Genomic DNA, 15,971 nt, shown 5'->3' with positions numbered 1-15,971 from the left:
GGACGCCGCTCAGCCGAGCGGGAGGTAGCGGGAGAGGTCGGTGCGCTCGCCGCTGACGGAGACCGGGAGGTCGTCGGTCCAGGCGGCGTCGCCGACCGCGAGACCGATCCAGGTGTCGGCGTCGGTCTCGACGACCGCCGGCGGCGTGCCGCGCGTGTGGCGCACGCCCTCGATCACCTGCACCGCCGCGTACGGCGGGACGCGCACCTCGACCGAGGCTCCGGGCGCCCTCTCCTGCAGCAGCGCGAGGTAGTGCTTCACGAGCACCTTGCGCTCGGGACGTCCGGCCGTGCCGGCGCGCCACTGCGCGAGGGCGTCGGCGACCTCGGCGGGCTCGGCGGGGATCAGACGGCGGGGCACGCCCTCATTGGACCATCCGGGGGCGGGCTCGCGCGTGGCGGTTCGCGGAGGGGGTGTGCCGGTTTGGTGCGCCGAGTGCCGGTTTCACCGGCTAGGTGACGAACCCGGCACCTAGCGCATGAAGGTTCGTGCGCCCGGTGCCGGTTTCACCGGCTAGCCGGTGAAACCGGCAGACACCCTCACTCCGCCCGCTCGAGCGGCTCCTCGGGGCGCGGCTGGAGCAGGTGGAAGATGCCGTAGAGCCGTCGCTCCTCCGTCCCTCCCGCCTCGTCCGCGCCGGCGGGACCCGCCGCCCGGCTCCGGGCGGTCCAGCGCATGACCACCTCGTCCAGCTCGGCGGCCAGCTCGACCGCCTCCGCCTTCGTGAGCTGGAACGTCGCCTCGGTGATGTTGCGCAGCACGGCGGGGTCGCGCTCGGCCCGGTACGCCGCGTCCACGGCCCGGTGGGCCCGCTCGCTCGCCATGCCGCGCCAGGCGGCGGCGACCACCGCGCCGCCCGGGGTCTGCGCCACGGCGTCGAGGTCGAGCCGGAACCCGCGGTCGTCGTCGGCGGGTCGCCACACCCGGTCGCGCTTGTCCCGCGCCAGCTCGGGCGCCTCGACCACGACGTCGTACTTCGCCAGCTGGCGCAGGTGGAAGCTCACCTGGTTGGCCGGCAGGCCGAGGGTGCGGGCGAGGTCGGCGGCCCGCATCGGACCCCGGGCGTTGAGCTCCTCGAGCAGGCGGGACCGGACGGGGTGCGCGAACGCGCGGAGGGTGCGGGCGTCGGTGACGCGCTGGTGGTCGACCACGCGGGCACCGTAGCCGAGTTGCCCGCCGATCATTGCGCAACACTACTTGCGCAATGGTTGTTGCGGATCTACCGTCCCTGCATGACCGGCTACCGCGACCTCGCCCGCAACCGGGACTTCACCGTCCTGTGGATCGGCGAGACCGTCTCCGAGCTCGGGGCCCGCATGAGCGCCTTCGTCTACCCGCTCCTGGCGCTCGCCCTCGGCGGCTCGATCGGCACCGCGGCCCTGGTGCAGGCGGCGTACTTCGGCGGCATCGTCCTCGCCCTGCTCCCCGCAGGTGCGCTCGTCGACCGGCTGCACCGGGGCCGGGTGCTGCGCACGGTCTCCGCGACCGGGTTCCTGCTGTACGCCGGCATGGCCGCCGCCCTGACCCTCGACGGGCTGAGCCCCACCGCCCTCGGGGTCGGCGCGCTGATCGCCGGCGTCTGCACCGGGATCTACGAGCCGGCGCAGATCTCCGCGGTCCGGTCGGTGGTGACGACCGCGCAGCTGCCCACCGCGCTGGCCCAGAACCAGGCCCGCGGTCACGCCGCCGAGCTGGCGGGCGCACCCCTCGGCGGCCTCCTGCTGACCGTCCACCGGGCGCTCCCGTTCGCCGTGGACGCCGCGACCTACCTCGTGTCGTTCGTGATGCTGGGCCGGATCCGGACCGACCTCTCCGCCCCCGCGCCCGCTCCCGGCGAGGACCGCGGCGGACACGTGCTGAGGCGGATGGGCCGCGACGTCGCCACCGGCGCCCGCTTCGTCGTACGCCACCCCGTGATGCGGCTGCTCGCCTGCTGGTCCGCGCTCTCCAACCTGGTGGTGAACGGGCTGCTCTTCGTGGTCGTGCTCCGGATGGCCGCCGACGGCCACAGCCCCGCCGCCATCGGCCTGGTCGCCACGGCGGCCGGGGTCGCCGGGCTCGTGGGCGCCGCCCTCGCCCCCTGGGTGATCGAGCGGACCCCCACCGGTCTCCTCACCGTCGCCGTCGGCTGGAGCGTCGTGCTGCCGCTCGTGCCCCTGGTGTGGTGGGCCGAGCCCGCGGTCGCCGCGACCTGCCTGGGCGCGCTCGTGCTGCTCAACCCCATCGGCAACGCGGGCATCGGCGCCTACCGCATCGCCATCACCCCGGACGCCCTCCAGGGCCGCGTGAACGCCACGACGGCGTTCCTCGCGTGGTCGACCATGCCGCTCGCACCGCTGGTCGGCGGGCTGCTGCTCGAGGTGTACGGCGGCCCGGTCGCCACCGCCGCCCTGCTCGCGGGCTGCCTCGCGGCGGCGCTGCTGGTGACGTCGAGCCGGCACGTGCGGCGCGTCCCCCGCCCGGCGGCGTGGGCGGCGCCTGGGGCGGGGCCGGCGCACGACCAGGGGGTGCCGGTTTCACCGGCTAGGTGACGACCCCGGCACCTGGCGCGTGAACCTTCGTGCGCCAGGTGCCGGTTTCACCGGCTAGCCGGTGAAACCGGCACGACCCGGCCCGACCCCGCTCAGCCCAGCGCGGCGGGCAGCGTCGCGGCCCAGGCGGTGCGGGCCTCGTCGACGGCGATCTCGAACTGGCCGTCGACGACGATCGCGTCGCCGCCGGTGCGGCCGATGGCGGCGACGGGCACGCCGTACGCCGTGGCGCGCGCCAGCAGCTCGTTGACACCCTCGGCGGGCACGGTGACGAGCACGCGCGCGGCGGACTCGGCGAAGAGCGCGACGAACGGGTCGGCGTGCACGGCGTCGAGGCCGACGCTCACGCCGACGCCGCGGTGGAACGTGGTCTCCGCGAGCGCCTGGGCGAGGCCGCCGTCGGAGAGGTCGTGCGCCGAGGTGGCGACGCCGACGAGGTCGACGAGCAGGGCGCCGAGCGCCTTCTCGGCGGCGAGGTCGACGACCGGCGGGCGACCGCCGAGGTGGCCGTGCACGACGTGGGCCCACTCCGAGCCCGAGAGCTCCTCCCGGGTCTCGCCGAGGAGCACGACGGTCTCGCCGGCGGCCTCGAAGCCCGAGGGGGTGCGGCGACGGACGTCCTCGATGACGCCGAGCACCGCGACGACCGGCGTCGGCAGGATCGCGGTCTCGCCGGTCTGGTTGTAGAGGCTGACGTTGCCGCCGGTCACCGGGATCTCGAGCTCGATGCAGGCGTCCTTGAGGCCACGGCACGCCTCGGCGAACTGCCACATCACGGCCGGGTCCTCGGGCGAGCCGAAGTTGAGGCAGTCGGAGATCGCCATCGGCACGGCGCCGCCGGTGGCGACGTTGCGGTAGGACTCGACCAGCGCGAGCTGCGCCCCGGCGTACGGGTCGAGCTTCGCGAAGCGGCCGTTGCAGTCGGTGGAGACGGCGACGCCGAGGTGGGTCTCCTCGTCGACGCGCACCATGCCCGAGTCGGCCGGCTGCGCGAGCACCGTGTTGCCGCGCACGTAGCGGTCGTACTGGTCGGTGATCCAGGACTTGTCGGCCAGGTTCGGCGACGCGACGAGGCGCAGCAGGGTGGCGCGCAGCTCGTCACCGCCCGCCGGCCGCGGGAGCGCCTCGGCGCCGTCGGCCTGCAGCGCGTCCTGCCAGTCGGGGCGGGCGAACGGGCGCTCGTACGTCGGGCCGTCGTGCGCCACGGACCGCGGTGGCACGTCGACGACGCGCTCGCCGTGCCAGTCGATCTCGAGCCGGCCGGTGTCGGTGACCTCGCCGACGACGGTGGCCTCGACCTCCCACTTCGCGCAGATCGCGAGGAACGCGGCGACGTCGTCGGGCTCGACGACGGCCATCATCCGCTCCTGGCTCTCGCTCATGAGGATCTCCTCGGGCGCGAGCGTGGAGTCGCGGAGCAGCACCTTCTCGAGGTCGACGTGCATGCCGCCGTCGCCGGCGCTCGCGAGCTCGGAGGTGGCGCAGGAGAGCCCGGCGCCGCCGAGGTCCTGGATGCCCGCGACGACGCCGGCCGCGAACAGCTCGAGCGTGCACTCGATGAGCAGCTTCTCCATGAAGGGGTCGCCGACCTGCACGCTGGGGCGCTTCGCCGGGCCGTCGGCGTCGAACGTCTCCGAGGCGAGCACGGAGACGCCGCCGATGCCGTCGCCGCCGGTGCGCGCGCCGTACAGGATCACCTGGTTGCCGACGCCGGACGCCTTGGCGAGGTGGAGGTCCTCGTGGCGCAGCACGCCGACGCAGAGCGCGTTGACGAGCGGGTTGCCGAGGTAGGTGGGGTCGAAGACGGCCTCGCCGCCGATGTTGGGCAGGCCGAGGCAGTTGCCGTAGTGGCCGACGCCCTCCACGATCCCGGGCAGGACGCGGTGGGTGTCGGGGGCGTCGAGCGGACCGAAGCGCAGCGGGTCCATCACCGCGACGGGGCGCGCACCCATGGCGAGGATGTCGCGCACGATGCCGCCGATGCCGGTCGCCGCGCCCTGGTGGGGCTCGACGTACGACGGGTGGTTGTGCGACTCGACCTTGAACGTGACGGCGTAGCCCTGGCCGATGTCGATGACGCCCGCGTTCTCGCCGATGCCGGCGAGCATCTTGCCGGCGCGGGTCTCCTGCGGGATCTCGGAGAACTGCTTGAGGTGCACCTTCGACGACTTGTAGGAGCAGTGCTCGCTCCACATGACGGAGTACATCGCCAGCTCGCTCGACGTGGGCCGGCGGCCGAGGATCTCGCGGATGCGGTCGTACTCGTCCGTCTTCAGCCCGAGGTCGGCCCAGGGCTGCTCCCGGTCCGGGTCGCCCGCGGCGCGGACCACGGTGTCGAGGTTCACGGCGGGGTGCGCCGACGTGGCCTCGGGGGCGGCCGCGGTGGTGCTCGCGGGGGGTACGGCGGGGGCTGCGGGGTCCGTCACGGCTGAAATCGTAAGCCCGGCGGCGCCGTGCCGGTGCGGCGCGGTCCGGGCGTGGGCGGCAGCGGTCCGGACGAGGTCGGCGCGTGACGGGGCGTCGTCAGCGGTAGAGGACCAGGACGTCGTCGTCGCCGTCCTCGTCGAACGTGAGGATGCCGCCGTCCACGAGGAAGCGGGCCCCCGGCACCGCCGCCGTCCACGCCGGGTCGTCCCCGATGCCCTCGTGGAACGACAGGTCCTCCCGGTCGCGGGTGTAGTAGCCGCCGCCCGCGAACCCGGCGAAGGCGTCGGCCACCTCGTCCAGGTCCTCGTCGAGCAGCACCTGGCCCTGGCCGCCGACGGCGGAGACCAGCCACTCACCATCGACCTCCCCGCCCGACACCGCGCCGATGGCCGGGGTCGTCGTCTCCAGCTCGACCGACGCCATCTCCCCCTCCGGGTCCACCAGCGTGAGGGTGCCCCGGTCGTCCAGCACCGCGAGGCGGTCGGGCGCCACCCGGGTCACGTCGACCGCGTCGCTCTGCCAGACCTCGTCGCCGTCGGAGGTGCGCAGCGCCGTGACGCCGTCCCCACCGACCACGGCCGCGACCCCGTCGGCCGCCACCACGCGGCCCACGTCGTCGAGCTCGGTCGTCCACAGCTCGGCGCCGTCCTCGACGTCGTACCCGCGCACGGTCACCCCGTCGACGTCGGCGGTCACGAGCACGTCGCCGGCGATCGCCACGCCGTACGACTGCTCCTGCGGGAACGCCCAGCGCTCCTCCCCCGTCAGCGCGTCGACGACCTCCAGCTCGTCGCTCCCCTCCGGACGCACGACCGCCGTCCCCCCGTCCACGGCGACCACCCGGCCGTCCACCTCCCAGGCGACCGCGCCGTCGTCGAACGAGATCCACCGCGTCCGCTGCAGGTCGCGGTCCGGGATCGCGAAGCCCTCGCCGGGAGCGACGAGGAAGCGGGGTCCGATGCCCACCTCGCCCAGCTCGGTCTCCCACTCCTCCGAGCCGTCCTCGAGCGAGAGCGCCACGACCGCCTCCTCCTCGAGCAGCACGACCCGACCGTCGCCGCTGTCGAGCACGTAGGGCTGCCCGGAGACCTCCGCCTCCCAGGCACGTTCGGGATCGCTGCCGACGGCCCCGGGCGCCCGCAGCTCGGATCCCCCCGCGTAGACGACGCCGCCCTCGTCCCCGCGCAGCTGGGTCCACGCCAGGATCCCGCCGCCGACCAGGCCCAGCAGCACCACGACCGCGACGAGCACCAGGCGCCCGCGTCGCCGTTGCGGGGCGGGCGGCACCTGCGACTGCCAGGCCGGCACCCCTCTGGACTGCGGCTGCTGCGGCTGCTGCGGGTACGGCGGGGGCAGGTCGGGTCCGGTCACGGGGAGGTCCTCTCGGGCGCTGGTGCGGCGCGCCTCCTACCCCGCAGGTGCAGCGCGGAACCCCGGAGCGCGATCGACACCTGCCCAGAGGCGTAGAACCGCGGGGAGAGGGGCAGGGTGGCTCCGGCCCGGCCTGCACGGCAGCACCCGGCGCCCGGCGGAACGCCACGCTCACGACTCGGGAGCGGGGGTCCGCCTGGTGCTACGTTGCCCGCAACCAGGGCAGCGCTGACCCGAGTCGTATTACGAGGAGCTCTCGATGTCGAACCCGTCCGATCCCTACCCCCAGCAGGGTGGCCAACCGCCGCAGCAGGGCGGGACCCCCTCCGGCGGCTACCCCACCCAGCCCCCGCCCGGCGGAGCTCCGCAGCCCGGCTACGGCGCCCCCCAGGGCCAGCCGCCGTACGGCGCGCCCCAGCCCGGCTACGGCGCCCCCCAGGGCCAGCCGGGTCAGCCGGGTCAGCCCGGCCAGTACGGCGCCCCCCAGGGCCCGCCCGGCCAATACGGCGCCCCGCAGGGCCAGCCCGGCTACCCGCAGCAGGGCTACGGCCAGCAGGGCTACGGCCAGCAGCCCGGGTACGGCGCCCCCCAGCGCCCCGCCCAGCCGAAGGTGAACCCGTTCCAGGGCACCCCGATCAGCGACTACGTGCGCGACGGCGCCTCGGTGCTGCTGCTCCTCGCACCGCTGTGGATGGTCTGGGACATCGGTGACTTCGGCTTCAACCGCGGCGCCGACCGCTGGTGGGTCTGGATCGCGGCGCTCGTCGGCCTCGTCGCCGTCGCGGTGCCCTACGTGGTGAAGGCCCGCATCCTGCCGCTCGCCCCGCAGCAGGCGTTCCTCGCCAAGGCGGCGCTGCTCGCGCCGTACGCGATCAGCGTGGTCGCCGCGCTCGTCAACGACATCTTCCAGGGCACCGACGGCGGCCTCCTCGGCGCCGGTGTCGCGGCCGCCCTCGCCGCGGTCGTGCTGACGCTCTCCCCGCGCAAGAGCGAGGAGTCGGAGAACCCGACGAGCGACGGTCTGTGGTGGAAGATCACGACCGGTCTCGCGATCGGCACCGCGGTGCTCGTCGTGCTGACGCTCGTCCTGGGGATCCTCCAGGGCGTCATCGACGACACGGGCGTCTTCGACCCGTTCCTGTACTTCCTCATGACCGTGCTGATCTCGGTCGCCATCCCGCTCGTGTGCGTGGTGTGGCCGCTGCTCAGCCTGCTGAAGCGCTCCGAGGAGGCCCGCCTCGTGCTGGCCACCCTCGCGTTCGTCGGCCTCTTCGCGGCCATGACCGACGGCGACGGCGGCGACGGCCCGTTCTACGCGATCTTCGACAAGTGGAACATCCCGGGCTCGGGCTACCTGCTGTTCGCGGCGCTCGGTGCGGCCCTCGTGTCGCGTCCGGTCATCCGCACCACCAAGCCGCAGGAGCCGTTCTGGGCCTGGGTGCACACCGCGAAGCTGGCGCTCTACGTGACCGGCACCGTCATCGCGATCACCGTCGTCGGCACGCTGCTCGGCCTCATCGAGGCGGACGGCTTCGGCGCCGGCTCGATCATCGCCCTGGTGCTCGGCCTCGTCGCCGCGGGCCTCGCGTTCGCGCCGACCACGATGCTGGCCGACCCCCGCAAGGGCCGTCTGCTGGTGCTCGGGCTCATCGGCGGCGTGATCGCCGTGGGCATCGCGTTCCTCATCATCATCGGCAACGCCGACGGCTTCGGCGGGGGCACCTTCTCCGCCGGTGGCGCCCCGGGCGGCTGGACCGCCTACCAGACCGCCGCCTGGTTCGGCCTCCCCCTGCTGGCGCTCTACGCCCTCACGGTCCCGCCGTCGATCCGCAGCATCCTCGGCTCGGTCGTCCCCGCAGGCCTCGGCCAGGGCGGCCACGGCCAGCAGGGTCACCAGGGCCAGTACGGCCAGCAGGGCCAGTACGGCGCGCCCCAGGGCCAGCCGGGCTACGGCGCCCCGCAGGGCCAGCCCGGTCAGCAGTACGGCGCGCCCCAGGGCCAGCCCGGGTACGGCGGTCAGCCGGGCCAGCAGTACGGCGCCCCCCAGGGCCAGCCGGGCTACGGCGCCCAGCCGGGCCAGCAGTACGGCGCCCCGCAGGGTCCGCCGCAGGGCCAGCCGGGTCCGTACGGCGCTCCCCAGGGCCAGCCGGACTACGGCCAGCAGTACCCGCAGCAGGGTCAGCCGGGCCAGCCCGGCCCCGGCGCGTACGGCCAGCCCGGTGCGTTCGGCCAGCCCGAGGGCGAGCAGACGGTCGTCCGTCCGCCCAGCACTCCGGGTGGCACGCCGAGCAACCCGACCAACGACACGACGCAGTTCTCGCGTCCGCAGGACCCGCCCGCCCAGCCGTGAGCTGACGAGCACGCGACACCGAACGGCCCCCGCCCTCCCGGCGGGGGCCGTTCGTCGTACGGGAGGAGGAGCACCCCCCTCCGTCGGGTAGTCCCTGACGAAGTGGTCGTGCGGGCGGCCGATCCGCGACCACTTCGTCAGGGACTACCCCACGAGACCCCGACCCGACGAGGTCGTCGCCCCTCAGGACCCGATGTCGAGCCCGGCGTAGTTCTCCGCCAGCCCGGCCGCACCGGCGGCGCTCGAGGCCACCCACCGCAGCTGGCTGAGCTGCAGCTGGGCGTCGAACGGGTCGCCGGCGGTGTGGAGCATCGTCGTCATCCACCACGAGAAGTGCGTGCAGCGCCAGACCCGGCGCAGCGCCGTGTCGGAGTAGGCGTCGGCGAGCCGGCTGTCACCGCCCCGGACGAGCTCGGCCAGCGCCGGCGCGAGCACCCCGACGTCGGCGACCGCCAGGTTGAGCCCCTTGGCGCCGGTCGGCGGCACGATGTGGGCGGCGTCGCCGGCGAGGAAGAGGTTGCCGTGGCGCATCGGGGTCTGCACGAACGACCGCATCGGCAGCACCGACTTCTCGGTGATCGGGCCCGGCTCGAGGCTCCAGCCGTTCTCGCCGTGGCCGAGCCGCGTGGCCAGCGCGTCCCAGATGCGGTCGTCGGACCACGTGTCGACGTCGGTGCCGTTCGGCACCTGCAGGTAGAGGCGCGAGACGCTCGCCGAGCGCATCGAGTGCATCGCGAAGCCGTCCGGGTGCCAGGCGTAGATGAGCTCGTCGGTCGAGGGCGCCACGTCGGCGAGCACCCCGAGCCACGAGTAGGGGTAGACCCGCTCCCAGGTCTGGCGCACGTCGTCGGGCACGGCGGCGCGCGAGGGCCCGAACGACCCGTCGCAGCCGACGAGCACGCGGGCCTCGAGCCGGTACGACGTGCCGTCCGCCCCCGTGAAGGTCACCGCCGGCCGGTCGCTCGTCACGTCGTGGACGGCCACGTCGGCGGCCTCGTAGTGGATCTCCTGGCCGCGGGCGTGCGCGGCGGCGACCAGGTCCTTCTGCACCTCGGTCTGCCCGTAGACCCACACCGAGCGTCCGACGTGCTCCTGGAAGTCGATGTGGTGGCGCTCGCCGGGCCACTGCAGGTAGATGCCCCGGTGCTCGTCGCCGACCTCCGCGATCCGGTCGCCGAGGCCGGCCCGGCGGAGCAGGTCGACGGTGGAGTGCTCGAGGATGCCGGCGCGGATGCGGGACCCGACGTACTCCTCGGACCGCGCCTCGACGACGACGGAGGCGACGCCGCGCGCGGCGAGCAGGTGGGCGAGCAGGAGGCCCGACGGGCCGGCGCCGACGATGGCGACCTCGGTCGGGATCACGGTGGTGGTCATGGGCCCAGTGACGCCGGTCTCACCGGCCGGCGTCCACCGCCGATTTCACTGAGCGGAAGCACGTTCCGGTCACAGCGACCTCCCGATCCCCCGGGCCGCGACCTGGAGCGACGCGACGAGCCGCGACCGGTCGCGCTTGAGCGACGGCACCACGATCCCGAGGGCGGCGACGACCTCGGCGTCGTCGGCCGTGCCCCGCCGGATCGGCACCCCCACCGAGCACGCCCCCGCCGACATCTCCTCCACCGTGCTGGCGTAGCCGTCGCGCACCGCCTGGTCCAGCTGACGGGCCAGCGTGCCGGGCTGCACGACCGTGTACGGCGTGACGCGGCGCAGCGGGCGGCTCAGCACGGCCTCGCGCACGTCGGGCGGCGCGTGGGCCAGCAGGGCCTTGCCGACCCCGGTGCAGTGGAGCGGCAGGCGGGATCCGACGGTCGACACGATCGGCACCGACGCGCGACCCGAGATGCGCTCGACGTACAGCACCTCGGTGCCCTCGCGGACGGCCAGGTGCACGGTGGCGAGCGTGGCGGCGTAGATGTCCTGGAGGAACGGCGAGGCCGCACGACGCAGGTCGGTCTGCACGGGGGCGAGCAGGCCGATGTCCCAGGTGCGGCGACCCACGACGTACGCCCCGTCGTCGCGCCGCTGGAGCAGCCCGCCGGCCACCAGCTCGCCGGCGAGGCGGTGGGCGGTCGGCAGGGCGAGGCCCGCGCGCTCGGCGAGCCGGCTGAGCGTGAGGCTGCGGTGGCGGTCGTCGAACGCCCCCAGCAGGGCGACGACGCGCTGCGCGACGGTGGTGCCCGGCTGCGCCGTGTTGCCCGCCATCGTCTCCTCCTCGGCCCGGCCACGCGCGATCCGGCGTTCGGCCCGATCCTTCCGCCCAGCGGAAGCGTGACCGGGACCACGCTACTCCTCCCGCTCTACCGTCGCCCCATGCCAGAGCCAGTCCTCGCCCCCCAGGCCGACGTCGACGCCGAGATGGCCGCGATCACCGGCGCCTACGAGCAGGCCGGCGTGGTCGAGACCCAGCCGCGCCGCGACTACGCGCCGTACCGCAGCAGCCTGTTGCGCCACCCGACCAAGAGCCTGCACCACGCCGACCCCGAGACGATCGAGCTGTGGGCGCCCTGCTTCGGCCCCACCGACGTCGACCCGCTCGAGGCCGACCTGACGGTCCAGCACACCGGCGAGCCGATCGGCGAGCGCATGGTCGTCACCGGTCGCGTCACCGACGGCGAGGGCCGCCCCGTGCGCCACCAGCTGGTCGAGATCTGGCAGGCGAACGCCGGCGGGCGCTACGTGCACAAGCGCGACCAGCACCCCGCGGCGGTCGACCCGAACTTCACCGGCGTCGGGCGCTGCCTCACCGACGGCGACGGCTGGTACCGCTTCACCACGATCAAGCCCGGGCCCTACCCGTGGAAGAACCACCGCAACGCCTGGCGCCCGGCCCACATCCACTTCTCGATGTTCGGGACGGAGTTCACCCAGCGCGTCGTCACCCAGATGTACTTCCCGGGCGACCCGCTCTTCGCGCTCGACCCGATCTTCCGCTCGATCGTCGACCCGGCGGCCCGGGCGCGGCTCGTGGCGTCGTACGACCACGACGTCACCACCCACGAGTGGGCCACCGGCTACCGCTGGGACATCGTGCTGACCGGCAGCAACCGCACGCTCACCGAGACCGACACCGAGGACGGCGACCACTGATGACGACTCCCTCGGCCCCCCTCGCCCCCACGCCGGGCCAGACCGTCGGCCCGTTCTTCCACTACGCGCTGCCCTACCCCGGCGACCGCGACCTCGTCCCGCAGGGCTCGCCGGGGTCGGTGCGGCTCCACGGCACCGTGCACGACGGCGCCGGCGCCCCGGTGCCCGACGCGCTCGTCGAGATCTGGCAGGCCGGGCCCGACGGCCGGGTGGTGCAGGAGCACGGCTCGCTGCGGCGCGACGGCTTCACCTTCACCGGCTTCGGCCGGGCGTCGACCACCCGGGCGGGGCACTACGACTTCTCCACCCTCCTGCCCGGCCCGACCGACCCCGGCGCGGCGCCGTTCTTCGCGGTCACGGTCTTCGCGCGCGGCCTGCTGCACCGGCTCTTCACCCGCGCCTACCTGCCGGCCGACGCCCCGGGCGCCTCCGCGGAGGCCCTCGCCGCCGACCGTCTGCTCGCCTCGGTGGAGGAGTCGCGCCGTACGACGCTCGTGGCCACCACCGACGCCCCCACCCCCGCGAGCGCGGCGAGCGGGGTGCTCGGCCTGCGTTTCGACATCCACCTGCAGGGAGGGTCCGAGACGGTGTTCCTGGCCTATCCGGGACACTGAGGGCGTGAGCGACCTCCTCTGGCCGGGCGACGAGCGCGCCGGCACGTTGTTCGACGCCCGCTCGATGGTGGAGGGCATGGTGGCCCTCGAGGCGGCGTGGTCGTCCGGGCTCGTCGACCACGGGCTCGCCCCGGCCGACGCCGCGGTCACCTCGGCCGAGCTCGAGGCGCTCGTCACCGCCGCCGACCTCGACGGCCTGGCACTGGCGGCCGAGGGGGGCGGCAACCCCGTCATCCCGCTGCTCCACGTGCTGCGCACCCGCCTCGTCGCCGCCGACCGCACCGAGGCCGCGCGCTGGCTGCACCGGGGGCTGACCAGCCAGGACGTCGTCGACACCGCCGTCGTGCTCTGCTGCGCCACGGCCCTGCGCCGCCTCGAGATCGAGTTCAGCAGCCAGGTCGACGCGCTCACGGCGCTGGCCGACGCGCACCGCGGCACGCTCATGGTGGGCCGCACGCTCACCCAGCACGCCGTGCCGACGACCTTCGGCGCGAAGGCCGCCGGGTGGCTCGCCGGCGTCGTCGACGCCCGCGCGACCGCCGTCTTCGCGCACTCCGTGCTCCCGGTGCAGCTCGGCGGCGCCGCGGGCACCCTCGCCGGCACCGTCGAGCTCGCGCGCCTGCGGGGCGTGCGCGATCCCGTGCGCACCACCGTCGCGCTCACCGACGAGGTCGCCGCGGCCCTCGGCCTCCAGGCCTCCCCGCCCTGGCACACCAGCCGCTTCCCCCTGACCCGCGTGGGCGACGCCCTCGCCACCGCGACCTCGGCGTTCGGCCACATCGCCTCCGACGTCGTCACGCTCACCCGCCCGGAGATCCGCGAGGTCGGCGAGCCGACCGCTCCCGGTCGCGGTGGCTCGTCGACGATGCCGCAGAAGCAGAACCCGGTGCTGGCGGTGCTCGTGCGGCGAGCGGTCATCACCAACCCGGGCCTGGCCGCCACGCTCCACACCGCCGCCGGCCTCGCCAACGACGAGCGTCCCGACGGCGCCTGGCACGCCGAGTGGGCCACGCTGCGCGACCTCGCCCGCCGTACGGTCGTGGCCGCCGCCCACACCACCGAGCTCGTGCGCGGCCTGCGCGTCGACGCCGCCGGCATGGTCGCCCGGGCCCGCGCCGCCGACGGCCTGCTGGCCGAGCGCGACGCCGTGCACGCGCTGCTCGACGAGCCCGCCCCCACCGCGCCCGGGAGCGACGACCCGTCGTCGTACCTCGGCGTCATCGACCCGATCGTCGACCGAAGGATCACCCCATGAGCGTCCCCGTCGTCTCCGGCGTCGAGTTCAGCGACCCGGCCAGCGGTCCGCTGCTGCTGCTCGGCCCGTCCCTCGGCACCGCCGTCACCCCGCTGTGGGAGACCTGCGCACGGCAGCTCGCCGAGACGTTCCACGTGGTCGGCTGGGACCTGCCGGGCCACGGCACCAGCCCCGTGCCCGCCGACGGCTTCACCATGGCCGAGCTCGCGCAGGGCGTGCTGGCCGTCGCCGAGCGGGCGCTGGCCGCCCGCGGCGAGGCGAACGGGACGTTCGCGTACGCCGGCGTCTCCGTCGGCGGCGCCGTCGGCCTGCAGCTGCTGCTGGACTCCCCCGCCCGGGTCTCCTCCGCCGCCCTGATCTGCACCGGCGCGAAGATCGGCTCGCCGGAGATGTGGACCGAACGGGCCGCCATGGTGCGGGCGTTCGGCACGCCGACGATGGTCGAGGGCTCCGCGAAGCGCTGGTTCGCCCCCGGCTTCCTCGAGCGCCAGCCCGAGCGCGGCGGCGCCCTCCTCACCTCGCTCCAGGAGGCCGACCCGCAGGGCTACGCCTTCACCTGTCGGGCGCTGGCGGCGTACGACGTGCGCGACCGCCTGGGCACCGTCACCGCCCCGGTGCTCACCGTCGCGGGCGCGGACGACGAGGCCACGCCCCCGTCGGACCTCGAGGTCGTCGCCACCGGCGTGCCCCGCGGCCGCTCCGTCGTGCTCCCGGACGTCGCCCACCTCGCGCCGATCGAGGCGCCCGCGGCGGTCGCCGAGCTGCTCGCCGACGCGCTCGTCTCCGGTCCCATCGTCACCGAGGCCCAGCGCCGCGCCTCCGGCATGGAGGTGCGCCGCCAGGTGCTCGGCGACGCCCACGTCGACCGCGCCACCGCGGGCGCGACGGGCTTCACGTCGGAGTTCCAGGAGTTCATCACGCAGTACGCGTGGGGCGGCATCTGGACACGGCCCGGCCTCGACCGCCGTACCCGCTCGTTCATCACGCTCACGGCGCTGGTCGCCCGCGGCCACCACGAGGAGCTCGCCATGCACGTGCGCGCCGCCCTCGGCAACGGCGTCACGGTCGACGAGCTGAAGGAGCTGTTCCTCCAGACAGCGATCTACTGCGGCGTCCCCGACGCCAACACGGCCTTCCGCATCGCCCAGAAGACCCTCCTCGAGGAGGGCATCGAGCTGTAGGGGCCGCCCCAGGAGTCCCCGGTCGACCGGGGACTCCGGGACTGGGGGCCCGATGCAGAGGCCGACAAGTCTCGGACTCGGCCCCCCAGTCCGCCTCACCCCACCCGCGCCGGCCCTGTCGACCCGCGCACCCGCAGCTGGGTCGGGAGCACGAGCGCGCCGGGCTCGGCGGAACGCTGCCGGGCCTGGAGCAGCAGGGTGTCGACGGCGCGGGCGCCGGCGTCCTCCGTGCGCTCGGCGAGCGTCGTGAGCGGGGGCGTGCAGAAGTCGGAGCCGAACATGTCGTCGAAGCCGACCACGCTGACGTCGCCCGGCACGGCGACACCCCGCTCGCCGAGCCGCCGGAGCACGCCGATGGCGAGCATGTCGTTGTGGCAGACGACGGCGGTGGCCCCGGCCCCCAGGACGGCGTCCGCGGCCGCGGCGCCGCTGGAGAGCATCGGCACGTAGGGGCCGTGGCGCTGCACGTCCATCCCGCGCTCGTGGGCGGCGGCCTGCAGCCCGACCCAGCGGCGCGAGCCCGACCAGGACTCCGGCGGTCCGCCCGCGAACACGAACGACGTGTGCCCGAACGAGGCCAGATGGTCGACGATCTGGCGCGTGCCGGTGTCGAAGTCGGCGACGACGCAGGCCAGGCCGGGCGAGGCCCGGTTGACGAGGACGACGGGGTTGAGCTCGGCGGCCCGTCGCAGCGCCTCGTCGGGCATGCGCGAGGCGGCCAGCACGAAGCCGTCGACGGCGGGTCCGAGGCGTCGGACGAGCTTCTCCTCGGTGGGCGGGTGCTCCTGGGTGTCGCCCAGCACCAGCGTCACGCCGGCGGCGGCCGCGGCGCGCTCGGCACCCTTGATCGTGCCGGAGAAGTACGGGTTCGTGATGTCGGGGACGAGCAGCGCGACGGTGTCGGAGCGGCCCGACTCGAGCGCCCGCGCGGTGGGGCTGGGGGCGTAGCCGAGGCGCTCCGCGACCTCGAGCACGTGGGCGCGGGTGACCTGGTTGACGCGGTCCGGGTTGGTGAACGCGCGCGACACGGTCGAGGCCGCCACGCCCGCCTCGCGGGCGACGTCGTTGATGGTGGAGCGCCGGGGTCGACCGGGCGGGGGCGTGACCTGGGCCATGTGAGCCACGATACGGCAACTTTTGGCAAACGATTGCCAT

Annotated in this window: 13 protein-coding genes; 6 read left to right on the top strand and 7 right to left on the bottom strand. The window is 74.8% G+C overall.

The genetic code is table 11. The annotated features are described in order from the left end of the window. Positions 1–9: 9 nt before the first annotated feature. Positions 10–360: a sterol carrier family protein gene (locus K329_RS0121775; RefSeq protein ID WP_028474691.1), complete on the bottom strand. Its 351-nt coding sequence runs from the start codon at positions 358–360 to the stop codon at positions 10–12. A gap of 179 nt (positions 361–539) precedes the next feature. Then, the gene (locus K329_RS28725) at positions 540–1,151 is read right to left on the bottom strand and encodes an ArsR/SmtB family transcription factor (RefSeq protein ID WP_043645199.1); all 612 of its coding nucleotides are present in this window, start codon (positions 1,149–1,151) and stop codon (positions 540–542) included. An 81-nt stretch (positions 1,152–1,232) separates the two neighbouring features. Between K329_RS28725 and K329_RS0121765 the strand changes: the two genes are divergently transcribed. Beyond that, entirely contained in the window at positions 1,233–2,531 is a 1,299-nt protein-coding gene (locus tag K329_RS0121765) for an MFS transporter (RefSeq protein ID WP_028474690.1), read from the top strand. A gap of 92 nt (positions 2,532–2,623) precedes the next feature. On the opposite strand, the gene purL is transcribed toward K329_RS0121765, so the two are convergent. Both purL and K329_RS0121755 read right to left on the bottom strand, forming a co-directional pair. Next, on the bottom strand, positions 2,624–4,876 hold the full coding sequence (gene purL / locus K329_RS28720) for a phosphoribosylformylglycinamidine synthase subunit PurL (RefSeq protein ID WP_043645197.1): 2,253 nt from the start codon (positions 4,874–4,876) through the stop codon (positions 2,624–2,626). A gap of 178 nt (positions 4,877–5,054) precedes the next feature. Next, on the bottom strand, positions 5,055–6,329 hold the full coding sequence (locus tag K329_RS0121755; protein WP_028474689.1) for an outer membrane protein assembly factor BamB family protein: 1,275 nt from the start codon (positions 6,327–6,329) through the stop codon (positions 5,055–5,057). 259 nt (positions 6,330–6,588) lie between these two features. On the opposite strand from K329_RS0121755, the gene K329_RS31550 reads away from it, so the two are divergent. Then, positions 6,589–8,679: a DUF7937 domain-containing protein gene (locus K329_RS31550; protein WP_028474688.1), complete on the top strand. Its 2,091-nt coding sequence runs from the start codon at positions 6,589–6,591 to the stop codon at positions 8,677–8,679. A gap of 183 nt (positions 8,680–8,862) precedes the next feature. Here K329_RS31550 and K329_RS0121745 read toward each other — a convergent pair whose 3' ends face one another. Both K329_RS0121745 and K329_RS0121740 read right to left on the bottom strand, forming a co-directional pair. Next, positions 8,863–10,053, bottom strand: coding sequence for a 4-hydroxybenzoate 3-monooxygenase (locus K329_RS0121745; protein WP_211225929.1), 1,191 nt, complete (start codon positions 10,051–10,053; stop codon positions 8,863–8,865). A 69-nt stretch (positions 10,054–10,122) separates the two neighbouring features. Continuing rightward, positions 10,123–10,881: an IclR family transcriptional regulator gene (locus K329_RS0121740; protein WP_028474686.1), complete on the bottom strand. Its 759-nt coding sequence runs from the start codon at positions 10,879–10,881 to the stop codon at positions 10,123–10,125. A 108-nt stretch (positions 10,882–10,989) separates the two neighbouring features. Between K329_RS0121740 and pcaH the strand changes: the two genes are divergently transcribed. From pcaH to pcaDC, 4 genes are read left to right on the top strand one after another with little or no spacing between them, the layout of a single operon-like run. Continuing rightward, positions 10,990–11,766, top strand: coding sequence for a protocatechuate 3,4-dioxygenase subunit beta (gene pcaH / locus K329_RS0121735; protein ID WP_028474685.1), 777 nt, complete (start codon positions 10,990–10,992; stop codon positions 11,764–11,766). Further along, positions 11,766–12,380 (top strand): protocatechuate 3,4-dioxygenase subunit alpha, encoded by a 615-nt coding sequence (gene pcaG, locus K329_RS0121730; protein WP_028474684.1) that lies wholly within the window; start codon positions 11,766–11,768, stop codon positions 12,378–12,380. The genes pcaH and pcaG overlap by 1 nt, the downstream gene beginning before the upstream one ends. A 4-nt stretch (positions 12,381–12,384) precedes the next feature. Further along, complete coding sequence (locus K329_RS0121725; RefSeq protein WP_028474683.1) at positions 12,385–13,635, top strand: lyase family protein; 1,251 nt, start codon at positions 12,385–12,387, stop codon at positions 13,633–13,635. Then, the gene (gene pcaDC, locus K329_RS0121720) at positions 13,632–14,816 is read left to right on the top strand and encodes a bifunctional 3-oxoadipate enol-lactonase/4-carboxymuconolactone decarboxylase PcaDC (protein ID WP_028474682.1); all 1,185 of its coding nucleotides are present in this window, start codon (positions 13,632–13,634) and stop codon (positions 14,814–14,816) included. Before K329_RS0121725 ends, pcaDC begins: the two co-directional genes overlap by 4 nt. Before the next feature lie 95 nt (positions 14,817–14,911). Here the strand turns inward: pcaDC and K329_RS0121715 are convergent, their stop codons facing one another. Continuing rightward, on the bottom strand, positions 14,912–15,931 hold the full coding sequence (locus tag K329_RS0121715) for a LacI family DNA-binding transcriptional regulator (RefSeq protein WP_028474681.1): 1,020 nt from the start codon (positions 15,929–15,931) through the stop codon (positions 14,912–14,914). Positions 15,932–15,971 lie beyond the last annotated feature (40 nt).

The organism is Nocardioides alkalitolerans DSM 16699 (assembly GCF_000426525.1).
In the GTDB taxonomy this organism is placed as follows: domain Bacteria; phylum Actinomycetota; class Actinomycetes; order Propionibacteriales; family Nocardioidaceae; genus Nocardioides; species Nocardioides alkalitolerans.
The sequence above is the reverse complement of the archived record's forward strand: the minus strand, read 5'-3'. Positions and strand labels throughout refer to the sequence as shown.